General features: G+C 52.6%; 21 protein-coding genes and 1 tRNA gene. 13 read left to right on the forward strand and 9 right to left on the reverse strand.

From position 1 onward, the window contains the following. Positions 1 to 85 precede the first annotated feature (85 nt). Together SIB56_RS10970 and SIB56_RS10975 are read left to right on the forward strand one after the other, a co-directional pair. Positions 86 to 1,315 carry an ABC transporter substrate-binding protein gene (locus SIB56_RS10970; RefSeq protein WP_413323974.1) on the forward strand — a complete coding sequence of 410 codons (1,230 nt, stop codon included), beginning with the start codon at positions 86 to 88 and terminating at the stop codon, positions 1,313 to 1,315. Next, positions 1,312 to 2,586, forward strand: a complete 1,275-nt coding sequence (locus SIB56_RS10975; RefSeq protein ID WP_413323975.1) for a mechanosensitive ion channel family protein — start codon at positions 1,312 to 1,314, stop codon at positions 2,584 to 2,586. Before SIB56_RS10970 ends, SIB56_RS10975 begins: the two co-directional genes overlap by 4 nt. Here SIB56_RS10975 and SIB56_RS10980 read toward each other — a convergent pair. Both SIB56_RS10980 and SIB56_RS10985 read right to left on the reverse strand, forming a co-directional pair. After that, positions 2,537 to 3,163 carry a 2OG-Fe(II) oxygenase gene (locus SIB56_RS10980; RefSeq protein ID WP_413327325.1) on the reverse strand — a complete coding sequence of 209 codons (627 nt, stop codon included), beginning with the start codon at positions 3,161 to 3,163 and terminating at the stop codon, positions 2,537 to 2,539. The two genes, SIB56_RS10975 and SIB56_RS10980, sit on opposite strands and share 50 nt — an antisense overlap. 17 nt (positions 3,164 to 3,180) lie before the next feature. Next, positions 3,181 to 3,630, reverse strand: coding sequence for a protein phosphatase (locus SIB56_RS10985; protein WP_413323976.1), 450 nt, complete (start codon positions 3,628 to 3,630; stop codon positions 3,181 to 3,183). A 68-nt stretch (positions 3,631 to 3,698) separates the two neighbouring features. On the opposite strand from SIB56_RS10985, the gene SIB56_RS10990 reads away from it, so the two are divergent. From SIB56_RS10990 to SIB56_RS11025, 8 genes are all read left to right on the forward strand, one after another. After that, the gene (locus SIB56_RS10990) at positions 3,699 to 3,956 is read left to right on the forward strand and encodes a hypothetical protein (RefSeq protein ID WP_413323977.1); all 258 of its coding nucleotides are present in this window, start codon (positions 3,699 to 3,701) and stop codon (positions 3,954 to 3,956) included. Between the two features lie 38 nt (positions 3,957 to 3,994). Beyond that, complete coding sequence (locus SIB56_RS10995) at positions 3,995 to 4,915, forward strand: oxidoreductase (protein WP_413323978.1); 921 nt, start codon at positions 3,995 to 3,997, stop codon at positions 4,913 to 4,915. 14 nt (positions 4,916 to 4,929) lie between these two features. Beyond that, complete coding sequence (locus SIB56_RS11000) at positions 4,930 to 5,325, forward strand: Fur family transcriptional regulator (RefSeq protein WP_413323979.1); 396 nt, start codon at positions 4,930 to 4,932, stop codon at positions 5,323 to 5,325. Positions 5,326 to 5,539: 214 nt separating this feature from the next. Further along, the gene (locus tag SIB56_RS11005; RefSeq protein WP_413323980.1) at positions 5,540 to 5,812 is read left to right on the forward strand and encodes a DUF1651 domain-containing protein; all 273 of its coding nucleotides are present in this window, start codon (positions 5,540 to 5,542) and stop codon (positions 5,810 to 5,812) included. A gap of 175 nt (positions 5,813 to 5,987) precedes the next feature. Next, positions 5,988 to 6,152: a hypothetical protein gene (locus SIB56_RS11010; protein WP_413323981.1), complete on the forward strand. Its 165-nt coding sequence runs from the start codon at positions 5,988 to 5,990 to the stop codon at positions 6,150 to 6,152. A gap of 157 nt (positions 6,153 to 6,309) precedes the next feature. Continuing rightward, entirely contained in the window at positions 6,310 to 6,543 is a 234-nt protein-coding gene (locus tag SIB56_RS11015; protein WP_413323982.1) for a chlorophyll a/b-binding protein, read from the forward strand. A 35-nt stretch (positions 6,544 to 6,578) separates the two neighbouring features. Next, on the forward strand, positions 6,579 to 6,752 hold the full coding sequence (locus SIB56_RS11020) for a hypothetical protein (RefSeq protein WP_413323983.1): 174 nt from the start codon (positions 6,579 to 6,581) through the stop codon (positions 6,750 to 6,752). A 289-nt stretch (positions 6,753 to 7,041) separates the two neighbouring features. Continuing rightward, positions 7,042 to 7,638 (forward strand): AAA family ATPase, encoded by a 597-nt coding sequence (locus tag SIB56_RS11025; protein ID WP_413323984.1) that lies wholly within the window; start codon positions 7,042 to 7,044, stop codon positions 7,636 to 7,638. Positions 7,639 to 7,894: 256 nt separating this feature from the next. Here the strand turns inward: SIB56_RS11025 and SIB56_RS11030 are convergent, their stop codons facing one another. From SIB56_RS11030 to SIB56_RS11055, 6 genes are all read right to left on the reverse strand, one after another. Further along, a complete protein-coding gene (locus tag SIB56_RS11030; RefSeq protein WP_413323985.1) occupies positions 7,895 to 8,452 on the reverse strand; it encodes a hypothetical protein in 558 nt (185 codons plus the stop codon). A 354-nt stretch (positions 8,453 to 8,806) separates the two neighbouring features. Continuing rightward, positions 8,807 to 8,971, reverse strand: a complete 165-nt coding sequence (locus SIB56_RS11035) for a hypothetical protein (protein ID WP_413323987.1) — start codon at positions 8,969 to 8,971, stop codon at positions 8,807 to 8,809. Positions 8,972 to 9,264: 293 nt separating this feature from the next. Then, positions 9,265 to 9,720: a hypothetical protein gene (locus tag SIB56_RS11040; RefSeq protein WP_413323988.1), complete on the reverse strand. Its 456-nt coding sequence runs from the start codon at positions 9,718 to 9,720 to the stop codon at positions 9,265 to 9,267. 1,106 nt (positions 9,721 to 10,826) lie between these two features. Beyond that, positions 10,827 to 10,994, reverse strand: coding sequence for a hypothetical protein (locus tag SIB56_RS11045; RefSeq protein WP_413323989.1), 168 nt, complete (start codon positions 10,992 to 10,994; stop codon positions 10,827 to 10,829). Between the two features lie 104 nt (positions 10,995 to 11,098). Then, positions 11,099 to 12,118 (reverse strand): prolyl aminopeptidase, encoded by a 1,020-nt coding sequence (gene pip / locus SIB56_RS11050; protein WP_413323990.1) that lies wholly within the window; start codon positions 12,116 to 12,118, stop codon positions 11,099 to 11,101. Between the two features lie 887 nt (positions 12,119 to 13,005). Continuing rightward, positions 13,006 to 13,323, reverse strand: a complete 318-nt coding sequence (locus SIB56_RS11055; protein WP_413323991.1) for a DUF3303 domain-containing protein — start codon at positions 13,321 to 13,323, stop codon at positions 13,006 to 13,008. 205 nt (positions 13,324 to 13,528) lie between these two features. On the opposite strand from SIB56_RS11055, the gene SIB56_RS11060 reads away from it, so the two are divergent. Together SIB56_RS11060 and SIB56_RS11065 are read left to right on the forward strand one after the other, a co-directional pair. Then, positions 13,529 to 13,894, forward strand: a complete 366-nt coding sequence (locus SIB56_RS11060) for a hypothetical protein (protein ID WP_413323992.1) — start codon at positions 13,529 to 13,531, stop codon at positions 13,892 to 13,894. A gap of 248 nt (positions 13,895 to 14,142) precedes the next feature. Further along, positions 14,143 to 14,361 carry a hypothetical protein gene (locus SIB56_RS11065; RefSeq protein WP_413323993.1) on the forward strand — a complete coding sequence of 73 codons (219 nt, stop codon included), beginning with the start codon at positions 14,143 to 14,145 and terminating at the stop codon, positions 14,359 to 14,361. A gap of 168 nt (positions 14,362 to 14,529) precedes the next feature. Here the strand turns inward: SIB56_RS11065 and SIB56_RS11070 are convergent. Continuing rightward, positions 14,530 to 14,601, reverse strand: a tRNA-Val gene (locus tag SIB56_RS11070). A gap of 55 nt (positions 14,602 to 14,656) precedes the next feature. Here SIB56_RS11070 and SIB56_RS11075 point away from each other — a divergent pair. Beyond that, positions 14,657 to 15,166, forward strand: coding sequence for a metal-binding protein (locus SIB56_RS11075; RefSeq protein WP_413323994.1), 510 nt, complete (start codon positions 14,657 to 14,659; stop codon positions 15,164 to 15,166). Positions 15,167 to 15,194: the final 28 nt, after the last annotated feature.

Below are 15,194 nucleotides of genomic sequence, written 5' to 3' on the forward strand. Positions count from 1 at the left end.
TCGCTCGAGCGGGGCTGCCCGACAGTCATACCAAGACGGCAAGGAACCTGAAGTTCAGAATGGGCTGATCAACTCACTCGGAATCGTGCGAGCTCGGCTGGCCGCCAGCGTTGTTCTCTTCAGCCTGCTGCTCAGCGGTTGCAGTCGCCTCGGCAATGAGTTGCCGGTGATGCTCTACCTGGCGTTGGTGATCGACCAGGACAGCACGATCGAGACCGCCACACAGGCTGACTTCCGCCGCAGGATCGATCTTGTCGTCAGCGATTACCGCAAGATCAACCCCAATGTGAATGTTCAGGTCGCGCTGTACAAACGTGCCGATCTCATTGGGGAACTGCAACGCCGCAATGCCTCGGACCTGGGGCCAGACCTTGTCATCACCGACGCGCCTCAGGCCAAGCAACTGATCACCTCCGGGCTGACCGAAGCACTTCCAAAGACGGAGTTCAAGCGACAAAACACCGAAGAGTCCCTGTGGGAGAGGGTCAAACTCGAGGACGGGCGAATCGCAGCTCAGCCGATGGTGATCTACCCGCAGATCGCCTGCTTCAACCGCACGGTGGTCAAGGAACCTCCAACCACGCTGCAGGCCCTGCTGCAGGAGGGTGCTGCAGGAGCGAGAGTCGGTCTGCCGGTGAACTTCTCGGAACTGCTCTGGACCTCTGGCAGCCTTGGAGCCCTGCAGAGCCTTGGACGCGCTGAAAGAGGATCGCGAACCAGTGACGAAGACATCACTGAAATCCTGGGCTGGCTGACCTGGCTGCAAAGGGCCAGTGCCCAACGCAATATCACCTTCTTCCAGGACCAGGGACAACTGCAGAATCTGCTCAAGCAGGGCGAACTCGACTGGGTGAGCTGCAACTCCAACAGCCTGATCAGGCTGGGAAGCGAGATGGGGGAAAAACTTGGAGTCTCCGCCCTTCCCAGAGGGCCGGCAGGAGCTCCAAGCCCAGTGAATTCCGTGCGCGTGCTGGCTCTGGGTGCGAACTCCAGCGCAAGGCAACGCGAGGTCGCTCTCAACCTGGCCCGCTTCATCACCAATCCGATGGTGCAGCGAAACCTGTCTCTTCAGTCGCTGGCTTTTCTGCCGGTCAACCCATCCGTTGCCCTCCCGGTGAAAAGTTCCAAAACACTGGCCACGCTGGTGCAATCCAGAGCTGATTCAGCTGAGCATGAGATGGCGTTGGCACAAATTGCTCATCATCCCGAACTCGCCAGCATTGGTTCACAAACCCTTGTGCAGTTGGTTTTCGGAACCAAGACCCCCAGGGCAAGCACGAACTCCTTGCTGGAGGCTTTGGAAAAACAACCATGAGCCAGCTTTTCTGGGAAATCCTGGGCTGGTTGGGCTACCTGCAGCGCGGCGCAGTCATTGCTCAATTGCTCCTGATCGCGGGGTTGATCATGGGCTGGCAGCTGATCAAACCACAACAAGCTCTCAAAAACCTGCACCCTTCACTGCGTTTGCTCGTGGCCCCGATCAGCATGCTGTTAATCGCCTGGCTGATTGAGCTTCCTGGCGGCAAGACTGGACTGGTGAGCTATGCAGGCCTGAGCTGGCTGGGCTGGAATCTGCTCACTCTGCTGAATCAACTGTTGCTGCCGATCATTCCTGAAAGCAGCGTGCATCAGCTTGAAAGTCGTCTGCTGAGACCCATCTACATCGCCGTGGTTGGCGTGAATCTGATCAGCCAGTTCGATAATCCAGATGATCTCGGTGTGATCAAGCTGGGCAGTCTCTTTGGAGAAACGCTCACCATTAACAACCTGATCACCGCGCTGATTGTGAGCTACCTGCTGCTGGTGGGGACAAAGCTTCCAGCAGCGGGAATGGCATGGATGCTGCAAAAACTGCTGAATTGCAGCAACAGCAGTCGCAAGGCTCTGAATCTGATCATCCGCTACCTGGTTGTTGGGATCGGGATCACCGCCGTTGGCTTTCACATCGGGCTGAACTCCACCGCTCTTGTGGCCATCGCAGGTGGTTTGTCGGTGGGCCTGGGTTTCGGGATCAAGGAGGTGTTTTCCAACTTCATCAGCGGCATCTGGCTGTTGTTTGAAGGATCCGTACGACCTGGAGAAATCCTGATGGTGGATGAAGATCCCTGCGAAGTCCGCAAGCTCGGCCTGCGCGCCACCCTGCTCTGGCGCGTACGCGACAACGCGGAACTGCTGATTCCCAATCAGATGTTCTTCACGGACCAGGCCATCAGCTACACCGCGACTGACAGTTTGCGTCGCAGTGAAATCCTGATCGGCGCCGCTTATCACCATGATCCGCACGTGGTGATCAGACTGCTGGAAACCACCGCTCGGACAGTTCCAAGGGTTCTTCATCAACCGTCGCCCAAAGCCTTCCAGGTGCAATACGGAGACTCTGCAATCGAGTACTCACTGCGCTACTGGATCGCGGATCCCATGACCAACATGGGCGTGGTGAGTGAGGTGAACCAGGCGATCTGGACCGCCTTCAAACGGGAGGGGATTGAAATTCCCTTCCCGCAACGGGTCAACACCATCCGTGAGGTCCCACCGATCAGGACTGAGACAGGCGCCGCAGATAGCCCTCCCGGGTCCCCGCATTGATCCAGCCGGTGGCAATGGTTTTGCTGTGCGTCCGATTCACCCGGCCGCGGTGAATATGACTGGGACCGGCAGGAAAGATCAGCAACTTCCCGCGCACAGCCTCCTCGTGATGCTGCTGCCAGTGAAACTCAGTTCCCGCCTCAGCCACGGTGTCGCAGTAGAGAATCCAGGCCAGAACGCGATGAACGGGTTCGGTGACTTCATCACTGATGGTCCAGTCGCAGTGCCACTGGCGAAAGCCCTCACCGGGCGCGTAGCGCTGCAAATTGAAGATGGGCAGAACAAAGAGAGCCTGGTCAGGGCAGACCTCACGGAAAAGCGGCCGCTCATCGAGGTACCGATCCAGCCCGGCGCTGACCCCCCTGACAATCACCTCCGAGAGGGCGCAGGCCTCCGGATCCGTGCGATCAATCGCCACAAGACTGATGTCGGTGCTCAGCTTCGAAGGTTCCTGATCATCGGAAGGACCGAAGGCGATGCCGGGACGGTGCAGATCCGTGCGCCGATCAAAGAAGGCCATCACCCCATCCGCGACCGCTTCGTAACCGGCATTGCCGTAGCGACCGATCAGGCTGATGCCGTTTGAATCAGACATCAGTTTTTCCAGGGAATCGCCACTACCGCCTCCAGCTGTTGCCAGCGACTGCGATCAACAACAACCAGTCGGGTCAGGCCGACCCGTTCCAGAGCTGTCGCCAACCGATCGGGATTGAGAGTGGAGAGGTCTTGGGGAGCCTGAGACAGCATCAGCACCTGCTGCTCTGCCGGGTCCGCCAGCACCTGAAGTTCCAGATCCGCCAGCTCCCGCTCAAAGAATGTTCGTCTCAGCCGTGAGGTGATGCGATCACCGAGTGCAGCGGCGAAATGCTCAAGGCTGTCGCGTTCTCCAGACAGGCCGCAATTGAGCGCAAGCCAGATCATCAGCTTGGCCCAGCTGTCGACTGTCCAGAGCGGCTGAAAGCTCTCGCGGTGGTGACGAATCAGCTCCAGCAGCGCGAAGTCCACAAGCGTGCCCTGCAACTGTTCGGGATCCGGACGACTCATGCTGACCCTCACTTGAAGACATCCTCTCGCCCGAGGGTCAGACTGGTAGTGCGCGTCTACGCCCGATCATGACCCTGGATCTCAATGATCCCGAACTCGAATTCTCAGATCTGGTTTACGCCTACCAGAGCTGGGTGATGGCCATCATCAATGACGAAAAACTCGATTCCGAGGACGTCCTGCTCACCGACGAGATCGCTGAAGACGCTCTCAATGCCATGCGCTTCCTACCTGGAGAGGTAACAAGTGCGATTGAAACCTCTCTGGCGCGCGTCTATGACGTGGATGCTGACGAATTGGCTGGCCTGCTCTTCCCCGAAGACTGAGCTGACCCGCGAAACTGGACGAACGCTGACATCGCCGCATGGGCTGGACCATCGACGACATTCCTGACCTGCGAGGGCGCATCGCCCTCGTGACAGGAGCCAACAGCGGCTTGGGCCTCGAAACCGCCAGAGCTTTGCTCAGATCGGGGGCGACTGTGCTGATGGCCTGTCGAAGCCGCCGCAAAGGAGAGGCGGCACGAGCCGAACTTCTGGAGCTGGGCTCATCCGGTGTGGATCTGCTCGACCTGGATCTGTCCGACCTCGACAGCGTCGACCGCTGCTGCCGCGAGGTTCAGTCGCGTTATGAACGGCTGGATCTGCTGATCAACAATGCCGGGCTGATGGCGCCACCGCGCCTGCTGAGTCAGCAGGGACACGAGATGCAGTTCGCCGTGAATCATCTCGGCCATTTCGCCCTGACCCAGGCGCTGCTTCCACTCATGGAGGGCAGAGAACAGGCTCGGGTCGTCACCGTCACTTCAGGAGCCCAGTACTTCGGTGCAATCGCATGGGATGACCTGAGCGGCGAAAAGCGCTACGACCGTTGGAAGGCTTACAGCCAGAGCAAACTGGCCAATGTGATGTTCGCACTGGAGCTGAACCAGCGTCTTGAACAGTCGGGAAGCACCGTGAGCTCGCTGGCAGCCCATCCCGGCCTGGCGCGAACGAATCTTCAGCAACATTCGGTGGCATCCAGCGGTGCCTGGCAGGAAGCCCTGGCTTATCGCCTGATGGACCCGATGTTCCAGAGCGCAGCCCAGGGAGCACTGCCACAGCTGTTGGCCGCAACGGCCCCGTCGGCAAAGGGCGGGGAGCATTACGGGCCGGGGCAGCTGGGAGGGATGCGCGGTGCTCCCAAACGACAGCCGGTGGCCCCCGCTGCACGCAGCCAGGACCAGAGATCGCGACTGTGGTCGATCAGTTCAGAATTGATCCAAACCAGAAGCGCGGCAGTGTGAGGTCAGACAGCAACATGGAGCAACAGGGACCCACATGTACGCAGCGACAGCAATTACTGCTCGAGGAGCTGCAAAACAACGAGTCGGAAATGACCGGACAGCAGCTGCATCGCTGCCTTGAGGGTCAACCTGGAGCCATGGGACTGGCAACGGTGTATCGCAATCTGCGCAAGCTGCATCAACAGGGCAGAGTGCGCTGCCGCCATCTGCCGACAGGCGAAGCTCTCTACGCACCCGTTGAGCGTGATCAGCACCACCTCACCTGCGTGAGCTGCGGTGAAACCCAGACGCTGGAGCAGTGCCCGGTTCATGAAATGAAAGTGCAGGCGCCGGAGAGCGACAACTTCAAGCTGATCTTCCACACCCTGGAATTCTTCGGGCTTTGCAAACGCTGCCGAACCGAGCGCTGAAGAGATCGATCGCCAAGGCAGATCCACGCGCACTGATCGGCGTCAGCGTGATCTTGACCGCCTGGTCCGCAGCGGAATCCACCCCTGGCGATGGTCAGGCTGCAGGGCCTGCACCAGTTGCAACACCCAGTTGGCCGAAATGTTGCCAAAACAAGGAACCCCTTCAGTGAGTCATTGGGTCTCCTCTGAAGACGATGTGATCAGACTGCGACCCATGCCAAACCGCAATCGGATCACGAAGGAGCCTCCCGTGAAATCAGGCGGAGAAGGATGGCTGGTCAATGCTGCACAACAGCTGCTGGTGCAGTTCAAGCCCGACACGCCTTCAGCTCAGGAGCAGTGGGTATCAGTGAGAACCTATGGCTGGAAACCGCCCCACCCCCCGGAGCCCCAGTCGCGACGGCGGATGCTGCGACCAAACGCCATCGAAGCCTGGGAGACGATGCTCAAAACAGGCTGGCGACGCTGCTCACCGCCTGTGCATTAGCTGGAGACGGGAGATGTGACTCTCCACAGCAAACATGACTCTCCAGTGACTCTCCACAGGCCGAAAACCAAGGAGCCACTGGAAAAGCGAGATCCGGCTCACCTCAGCTGAATTGCAAAGCTGTTTGCGGGCACGTCTGAACCAGAGCTAAAGCAAATGGATGCCATCCATGCCCATGACAAGCAGCACAGACCATTCCGAATCCCTGCTCGAGGATGTCGTCGCAGAGGAAATCGCTCTCCAGATTGATCACATCGCTGAGTCACTGCAGCGCGAAGGTTGGCCAATGCCGCTGGTGAAGCGTTTCATGCACCGTGCGGTCGACAACCTGCCGGAATAACGGAGCTGAAGTGTCCCGCAGTTGGGATGGCTGAAGACTTTGCTCCCCCGGAAAACATCGGGAAAGATCCTGAAACCGAACCTGCAAGGGCGGCTCTCCTGGCTCGCGGGCGCCTGTTGCTGGGCGTAGACCGAGCAGGTCCCGAAGGGAAACACCCATGACAGCAACCGCACTTCAAGCACCCACTGGCTTGGTAACGCATGACCTTGAAGGCCATGACAACGTCTACGCGAAGGAGCCAATGATGGAACTTGCTGGCCCAGAAGCCGGCTGGGGATTTCACAGACGTGCTGAAATGCTGAACGGTCGTCTGGCGATGCTCGGATTCGTCGCCGCGATCATGACGGAACTGATCAGTGGCGAAGGCCTGCTAAGAACCATCGGCCTCTAGGGAGGGGGCAGGAGACAGTGTGCCGGGGCAGGCTGATGCAGTCAGCCCGCCCAACAGGCATCACAAATTCACGCTCCAACGCAGCCCTGGCTCGGATCCTGGTCAGCTGGAAGATCACATCCGATGGCGCTGAGTCCGATGAGCGCCAAGCAGGATTCAGAAGGGAACCCGTTCCCCGTTACCAGCAGTCTGCTGAGGCAACGTTTTGATTAACTTCGATTTGGCATAAATGACAGCACCGATACCAGCTGTAAACGAAAAGGCTTACAGCGCAGGAGTTTTGACAGACATGACCTGCTGGAGCGCGTGATTTTGGGCAATCGACCCTCGGCTTCATCAAGATCACAGACGTTTTTGGTGGTACCAGATGCATGACCGTGATGCAGGTTCAGGCAACTGCTGATGAAGAACTGATGAATCGGCCAGTTGATTGCGACGATCGCACCTCAGCGAGGTCACCACATAATTCAAAGAGAGCAACAAGCAGCAGATTTCGACATGCGTATCGCCATCAGCGGTTCCCATTCACTTGGGAAAAGCACTTTGGTATGGGATTGGGTGAAGCGCCATGCCCAATACAAACGCGAAGAAGAGCCATTCCGGACTCTTGATCAGGAGATGTACGACATCCGCTTCCGCCAGGAAAGCAATCGTCTCCACAATGGCATTCAGATGTATTACAACGCCAGTCGCGTGAACCTCTATTCAACGATCAGCGACTGCGTGATTTTTGACCGTGCGCCTGTGGATTACATCGCATATTCCCAGTACACAGCTGACAAGAAAACAACAGATATTGACGATGCTTTTGTGAGTGCCATGGTGCCTAGGGTCAAGGAAACCATGCAGAGACTTGACCTGATCGCCTTTGTTCCGATGACTGATCGCTGGCCAGTGGAGATGGAAGATGACGGCATACGACCAGTTGATCTTGCTTACCGAGCAGAAGTCGATGCGATTTTTAAACAGATCTACCGAAACGACCGTTACTCCGTGATGCCGGACATGAATCGACCAAAACTAGTCGAACTCTGGGGCTCTCGCGAAGAACGAATCAAACAACTCGAACAGGCAACCAGCTCAGGCAGCACGTAATCGCAAAAGCATTCCAATCGCATGAACTGCAGAAGTAGCCACATTGGCGAATAGAAGTAAACGCTGCCTTGAAAAATCCAACAACCAACAATTGAAGCGACATTCTCTACTCTAAACTCAAGAAACTTATGCCAGAATTAAAAAATAAATTACGCATAAATTGCACATTTCTGCATGCTGCCGTGAGAGCAGTAGATAATCACCTCAACTCCATTGAATCTTTCAATTCAAAGCACACGACTAAAACAAAACTCAATTAATAAGGCGTAGGGATTGCCGGACCGGCACCCGGCAGAACTCTGAAATCAAAACTAATCCTGGTCGAACAAGTCGTATTAATCTTTGAACCATGACTGAGATTGACACCATCGAAGATCAAAGCCTGTCCAGGACTCATCTGGACAGGCTGATAATTTTTAGTCCCAACAGCATTTTCAATCCAAAGACTATTATCACCCCAGACCTCTGTCAGAGGCACCCAGACATTCACTCTTCCATCTTCAACCCCGAAGTCCTTGTCACGATGAAATACGCTGCTTCCCAATCCGCAATAGTGGAACCGGAACGAAGGCGGGCTTTGATATGCAGCAATTTCACCGACGACCTCCCTCAAGACATCCGATACAAAAGCAGCATAGAGCTGCTCGATTTCTTTGAAAGACTGAGTTAATTGATTACATGTAGGACTTCTATTCATCTTTCTGATCGCGCTTGAATGGTGCACCTCATCTAAGCGAGCTTTCCCAAGACCTGCACGAGCCCATTCGCAAAACTGATATCTGTGAGGATTGTATTCAACAATTGTTGTTTCCATCATAAGAAACTATCTGAAGCCATTCCATCCAGGCTCAGATCGAATGAGATTCGTAAAAAATATTTTCAACTTTGAAGTTTTTCAAAAGCTTTACAAGCTGAATTCACAGCCAACCGGGAACAAAGCTCAAAAACCAATCATGACAGAGACAAACCCGGCAACGACAGACACCTGCAGCATCATCACAATCAACGCTCACTGATGAGCGAGGACTGAAACCTTGAGAGTGCAATTGATGATCAGTGAACTTGCATTGACGAGTGGAATCACTAAAACTTCAAATTAAAACCTTGAGAGCAGAAAGCACCAAAAATTTATAGGTCAGCAAAAACAATGCATTACAGCAGCAAATTATCAGGAGAAGCTCTCAATAACAGTGCTCATTGTTGATGCGAGAATAAAAAAAGTACTGATAGCAATAAATACTCCAATAATGACTGTTGGATTCACTTCGCTGACGAGCTCTTTCTCCAATTCCTGAACTTCATCATTAGAAACTTCGCTTTGCATGGCACTCATTCACAATGAGATCCATGTTATTGCTTTCGGGCTAAATGAAATCAAAGAAGCTACCGACGAACCACAAAGAAACAAGATTGGTTAAAATTGACAGGTGCCCGGGAAACTTTTTTGCCTGACTGGTGTCACCTATCGCAAATAGCTTTACAAATCATCAATAAGCCAGCTTATAAAATATTTAACTTACTTCATTGACAGTGTGCATCATTCAATGCGGTCAGCGTGACGCTCCACAGAGCGGAAAAGATTCTTCAAGCGAACAATCAACAAAAAGAACAAATCAACGGAGCTGATCACAGACCGGAATCTTGGTTGGCAGACTTCCACGCATCTGATTGGGTAATAACGTCTAATTGGTTCTGTATTCCAGGTATTTCCAGGTAAGCAATATGGTTGCCAACGCAAAGGCCGATAAAGACCCAGAGAAACCAATCAGGACCAGCCGAAATTGAAGAAATGACAAACCAGGAAACAATGAGCCCCAGTCCCCATGCCAATGGGCGAGGATTATCATCACTGCTGAAGAGTCTCTGTGTCACCACCGCAGCTGGATAAAGAAGCCACAGAAATAACATTCTGAACGACTGCTCTGCAAAAGCCAAATAGATTGGAGCAGCTGCAATCGTCAGTGTGGTTAAAAACCGGATGACATTGGAACTAATTTGTAGATAGGCGCGACGATAATGCAGCTTTCTCATGGCTTCCGCTGCAACGCTGGCCTCAGTCAGAAGCGAAGGTTGATCAGCCATGAGCACTTAGACATTGATGCCTGTCATTCATACCCGAAGAGACCTAAGGACAACTGCATCAGCCTGACAATCAGCAGATAGAAAAGGTCGATCTTGCTGTATCGAGCAATGAGATGACGCTGGAAAGACGATCCAGTGCCAAATCAGCACAAAAACTCACTGATTCAGAGGAACATCAAGTGGCACTGGAGATTCAATCGGCAGTTGCTGAAGGCCTGTCCGTACTGCATTGGCGGTGATGTACCCACCTACGATCACAACCGCCAAGCCGCTGAGCCCGCCAATCACCCCAACTGTCGTAATCACAGAGAATGTGACGTCATGTTTGCTCTGTTCTTGCCTGCTGGGCGCCATGAAAACGGTTCAGCCACCTCTGTTCTGGCTGGCGCGATGCGCAGATGCAAGGAATCATCAGATTCTGTCAAATGCGGAATTGAAAAGGATCAGGACAGGTTGGAAACGCGTTTGACATCACAAACAGGATCCCAGGAGCTCAGGGCCATCCGCCAAAACAATCGGCAAACCACAGCACCAACACAGAATCAGCAACGAAGCAGCCCTGAAGGTGCTCCCCATGACATAAGTAAAAGTGCTTAAGTGATTATGCTTAATCCAATGAATCGTTCTTTAGCCCTGTGTTTTTGGCTCTCGTTCTTTTCTTTGGCATCGGCGGCATGCTGACTGCTGTCGCCGTACTGGATGGCTCCTCTTCCTGATTGGTTCAAACAGGAGACAGCCGTTCAGTTATCCATTGAGGTCTGCATCCAGACCTCACGTCAGTTGGCCGGCGCTTGATTTTCGCGAGCGACCGACTTGCTACTGGGCGGGCCGGGCCGCTTTGTAGAGACTGAGAGTGAAGCAGGCAGCGCCGAAGCTGACTAGCAGAACAAGAAGGTCAGAGGTATTGAACATGAGAACCAGTATAATGAAGAATTATTAAGCCAGGCATTGCGGAATGTAAAGGGGTTTTCCGTAGTGCCTCTGCTTAGGCTTTCACTGTTCCCTTGAAGCGGCCAGGCGGCGACCGTGCGGTCAAGGGATCGTTGGGGATGTAACGGCATGCAGGATCCAGGGGAATCCAAAAGCAGCTGTATTGAGGATGGGCGTCACAAGAAGGACTTCTTTGCACCAAGGAAGCTCACTGACGAACCTTGCTCAACGACTCTGTTCAGAAAACTGGGAATGGTTGCACCGTGATTCGGCTCAACATCTGTTGCAGCATGCATCGCTTCATTTCCAAAGCGAATTGACTTAAGAGGAAGTGGTTCGGTCAAAGCCGCTGGATCCTTACCAGATGGAAGTGATCAAGGATGTCAACGACTGATCAGGAGCAATGAATCAACAACCGAAATTTTCACATGATTCACTTCGCAAATAGTTAAACATCTGTGATCAAGTGATCAGTAGCCTGTTTTAATGCGTCTGCAATGTTTTGATCACTATCCGAGTGACCAGCAGCTTCAACAAAGTTGAGCGTAACATTATTGATTGCACCTTCATTTTTCAATGACTCATAAAATCTCCATGCAGCTCTTGGGAGGCAAACAGAATCATTGCGTCCATGCACAATATGAATTCGGTGATTTTTGATCGAATTTACGTTCTCAATTAATTGCCCCCGCTTGAGAAAACATCCATGGAGCATATAGTGAACCTCAAGCGCTGCAAACGGCACCAGTTTATCCGGATCAGATAAGATGCGCTTGACGCGATCATTCGTTCCATACAGGCAAGAAATTGAGAGCTCGTAACCAGCAAATATTTTGGCAGCTTCCAACCTTTGATCAGGATCAAAAAGTCTTTTTTGATAGGCTGCAAGTAGATTTTGCTTTTCTAAATTCCAATTTTGACTGGTTTTCTCAATATATGAAACGTATTTTCCCCACTCTTCTGGATAATGATTAGCAGTTGTCCCATCTTGAAACAACGCATCAATTTCATCGGGAAGCGCAGTAAAGACTCCTCTGAGAAGTATTTGCCTGCATTGTTTTGGATACTCTTCAGCATAGGCAAGTGCAAGGGTTGAACCCCAGCTACCTCCAAGAATCAGTTGCCAGTGATCTAAAGATAACTCCGCTCTAAGCAACTCAATATCCTCGATGAGATAATTGGTTGAATTGTTAAAAAGTGCGCCCTCATAATCATAACTTGCATTTGGCTTGCTCTTCCCGGAACCACGCTGGTCCATTAAGACGATTCTGTAATGATCAGGATTGAAAAAACATCGATCACGTGCTGATGTCCCTCCGCCAGGGCCACCATGAAGAAAAAGGGCTGCAGGACCATCAGGATTCCCGCTGAGTTCGTAGTAGATCTGGTGTCCGCTGACACTCAGATAGTCAGTTTTATAGGGTGTGATTGTCGGATAAAGCTCACCACCACGGGTCTGATCAGTCATTCGCTAAAAGCCTTGGGCATGTTGACCAACAATGTTTATTTGATGTCGTTCTCGCTTTTCAGACAATGCAAGAATCATACTGCAGCAAATAAACAAATAATAGGATGAAAATCTCAGATGTCTGATTTAAAAATATTTCAGTTTTTTATCCCGATTTAAACTGGCTGATCGTGAGATTGTCCACATGTCGCTCATTCTCCTCCTCAAAACGAAGAAACTTCTCTCTCATCTCACTCATGCTGTCGCCCTTATTGCAGACAATCTGATCATTGCACCATTCCTCACCATTCCACCAGTCGACTGAATAAACAGGCATGTACCACTCCTTTTGACCCTAAATCGGTTCTAGCATCAGAGCTTGGATTTGAGCCACGCATCACCAGCAACAATCACAGCAACAAGTGGTCAATGTCGTCAATGTGATGACCATACCTCTCCAATCCAACATTCCAAGCCAAAAAATATTCCTATGATTTTGATAATCGATACAAACGCAACAAACATGGTGCTGCTGTGATCCTCATTACCTCCAGTTAATTTCAGCCAAGTTTAACTGCAGTGGGTTTTCGGGATTAGCGATTTGTCGCTCGCAGCAATGGTTTTCTTTTATATCTTTTCATCGTTGTTAGCACTTTTGACCGCAGGAATTATTCTTTACGCTCCCCTGAGCTAATGAGGCAATTCTGACCTGACTCAGCCCTGAAGTCTTGAGCAACTGCCTTGTCTCGTAGCCATGCTCATCCCTGGCTGCTGGATCGATCCCATTGGCACTGAGTGAAGTTGAAGATGCATAAGGCATTAACACCACAAGACAGATTGCAGCCAGACATCTGGCCACAAGGCAAGCCCGTCAACAAGACGCTCTGTTGCCAGACCGTTGTGTCGGATTACTCAGCGTTTGCAGCTGCCTGAACAGCTGGCCACATTGCAGCAAACTCTGTGTCAGAAACGACTGGTGTGACTTCGAATTTGATGCCGAAACCCTTGATCCAGGGAGCAAGGTGAGCCCAGACCTTGCCGATGTCACTCGCTACTGCAATGGCCATTCCTCGGCCTGCAACAGGATCACAGACGCGGTACTTCAATTCAAAGCCTTCAAATTTGTCTCCTGGTCCACCAGCATTGATGTATTCCGCAAAGGGAGGGCATGCTTCCCAGGACCCTTCAACGGTCGGAAAGTTCCAGACGATCAGGTAATGCTGCACAAATTTGAAATCAAGCTGCTTTTAGTTAGCAGGAACAAGGAATCATCACGGTGATTGTTGATTCCTTCTTGAGTTGTTCCCTCCAGGAGCGTCTCTGGATCCAGGCGCAGCGATGGATTGAATGCCCAGGAGCAGTGCACCAGTGACGGATGACACAGAAAAGTGGCTATCCATGGCTAAGCCTGAGCAAAGCGAATGAAGCGAAATGGAATGGCACCAAACCGCTGACTGCGTCAAAGAAAGGCTGAAGACCATTCAACAAATGCACAGGTTGAACGGAATTTCAGAGGTTATGGCGCTGGCTGATTACTGCACAAAGCACAATTTGAGGACTGAATTCATCAGCAAAGAGGAGCACGACGACCTTATTGATCCGGAAAACGAAGATGCACATTGGGTCCTCCGCCGGGATGGAGGAATCAGATTGAAGATCACATCGCTATCAGGAGAAGTGATCTTCAGTCTTCGGATCGAGGACAACATCTGGCATGGTTATGCCGAGCACGTAGCTGATTGGTACAAATTCGCAGAAAACTCAAAGGCACTCTTTCAAATCCCATCCAAGGAATAACTGGGGTCAGAGCTCTGACCCACCTCAGGGAAATAAGGCGTGAGGCGCATCGTCATTGCAGGCGGTCTGCAGTACTACATTGCACAATGCCCTGTCTGTACAAACAAAACGGGTCTATCCGTCATCCGTCGGCATCAAATGAACATTCACGGCATCACAGAAAGATGTAACAAATGCGACGCAGATTGGCAGTCGGCTGAGAACTTTTTCTGACTGCCAAAAGGATGCAGAAGAGCTAGCTGTGGGGAATGACGGGAAACGTTTTTCAAATGCTTAATAATTATGAACTCCATAAGCTGGATCGCATCATTCAGATGTTGGAAGAGCAGGAGCTACGACTGACAAAAATCGAAGGGCAAGTTGAACATCTTGCCAAGCTGTTGGATCCTCCAAGCTGGCAATACCTGTCTCAATCTTTAGCCAGCGATCGGCTGAAGATCGTCGAACACGCGTCCGGCAATCACTGATGCATGACGAACGGCGAACCAACTGCGGTCTGACCTCATTGGGCATGACGCCATTTGGTGGAACCAAAGAACCAAGCCTTTAACGCAAGTGATCACCAGATGAGCTCAACAACGGAAAACACGCTGTGTGGCGGGTGGTGTTTCGCTGAGATGCTTGGTCGTGACAGATGGGCGATACGGGGATCGAACCTGTGACAATCTCCTTGTAAGGGAGGTGCTCTACCGCTGAGCTAATCGCCCCACGAGCCGATTCTGCCTGATCGCGGCAGGCTGGAGCAGCTCGGAACGATTTTTGGTGGCCGCAGGCCGAGATCATGACCGTGCCACGCTGGCCTGGTGCCTGCCCGTCGGCTTTCTGGCGGGATGTTGGCTCGGATGGTTCAACGGGGCGCTGACGGCTTTCGGCTTCATGGTCGGGGGTCTGTGGTTGTCACCTGATCTGGATGTGCGCTCCACCGCACTCAGGCGCTGGGGTGTGCTGCGCGGAATCTGGTGGCCCTATCGGCGACTGCTTCCGCATCGCTCTCTGTTGTCGCATGGCCCCGTGATCGGAATGGCACTGCGATTGGCATGGCTGTCGGCTTTGCTGCTGCTGATCTGGACCTTGTCATCACTGCTCGCTCCATTCCTTCCCACTCCATCCCAGGCATGGCCAGACCTGATCACAGCATTGAGACAACATCCCAAGCCCGTGATCAGTGCCCTGTTGGGCTTGGAGAGCAGCGTCTGGCTGCATCTGATTCTGGACGGGGATCCTTTGCCGGCAGAGTGCTCAAAACGCTGGCGCCGGAAACGACATCGGTGAGAGGGTGACCACAACCGTGTGCGGTTCC

The sequence above is a fragment of the Synechococcus sp. MIT S9503 genome (genome assembly GCF_047304175.1).
In the GTDB taxonomy this organism is placed as follows: Bacteria; Cyanobacteriota; Cyanobacteriia; order PCC-6307; family Cyanobiaceae; genus Synechococcus_C.

Excerpts from the sequence above, each read along its gene's own strand:
- SIB56_RS10995 (WP_413323978.1), top strand. The coding sequence starts at position 3,995 with ATGGGCTGGACCATCGACGACATTCCTGACCTGCGAGGGCGCATCGCC.
- SIB56_RS10975 (WP_413323975.1), top strand. The coding sequence starts at position 1,312 with ATGAGCCAGCTTTTCTGGGAAATCCTGGGCTGGTTGGGCTACCTGCAG.
- SIB56_RS11065 (WP_413323993.1), top strand. The coding sequence starts at position 14,143 with ATGACGGGAAACGTTTTTCAAATGCTTAATAATTATGAACTCCATAAG.
- SIB56_RS11010 (WP_413323981.1), top strand. The coding sequence starts at position 5,988 with ATGACAAGCAGCACAGACCATTCCGAATCCCTGCTCGAGGATGTCGTC.
- SIB56_RS11030 (WP_413323985.1), bottom strand. The coding sequence starts at position 8,452 with ATGGAAACAACAATTGTTGAATACAATCCTCACAGATATCAGTTTTGC.
- SIB56_RS11015 (WP_413323982.1), top strand. The coding sequence starts at position 6,310 with ATGACAGCAACCGCACTTCAAGCACCCACTGGCTTGGTAACGCATGAC.
- SIB56_RS11020 (WP_413323983.1), top strand. The coding sequence starts at position 6,579 with ATGCAGTCAGCCCGCCCAACAGGCATCACAAATTCACGCTCCAACGCA.
- SIB56_RS11000 (WP_413323979.1), top strand. The coding sequence starts at position 4,930 with ATGGAGCAACAGGGACCCACATGTACGCAGCGACAGCAATTACTGCTC.
- SIB56_RS10985 (WP_413323976.1), bottom strand. The coding sequence starts at position 3,630 with ATGAGTCGTCCGGATCCCGAACAGTTGCAGGGCACGCTTGTGGACTTC.
- SIB56_RS11035 (WP_413323987.1), bottom strand. The coding sequence starts at position 8,971 with ATGAGTGCCATGCAAAGCGAAGTTTCTAATGATGAAGTTCAGGAATTG.
- pip (WP_413323990.1), bottom strand. The coding sequence starts at position 12,118 with ATGACTGATCAGACCCGTGGTGGTGAGCTTTATCCGACAATCACACCC.
- SIB56_RS11025 (WP_413323984.1), top strand. The coding sequence starts at position 7,042 with ATGCGTATCGCCATCAGCGGTTCCCATTCACTTGGGAAAAGCACTTTG.
- SIB56_RS11040 (WP_413323988.1), bottom strand. The coding sequence starts at position 9,720 with ATGGCTGATCAACCTTCGCTTCTGACTGAGGCCAGCGTTGCAGCGGAA.
- SIB56_RS11005 (WP_413323980.1), top strand. The coding sequence starts at position 5,540 with ATGCCAAACCGCAATCGGATCACGAAGGAGCCTCCCGTGAAATCAGGC.
- SIB56_RS10990 (WP_413323977.1), top strand. The coding sequence starts at position 3,699 with ATGACCCTGGATCTCAATGATCCCGAACTCGAATTCTCAGATCTGGTT.
- SIB56_RS11060 (WP_413323992.1), top strand. The coding sequence starts at position 13,529 with ATGGAATGGCACCAAACCGCTGACTGCGTCAAAGAAAGGCTGAAGACC.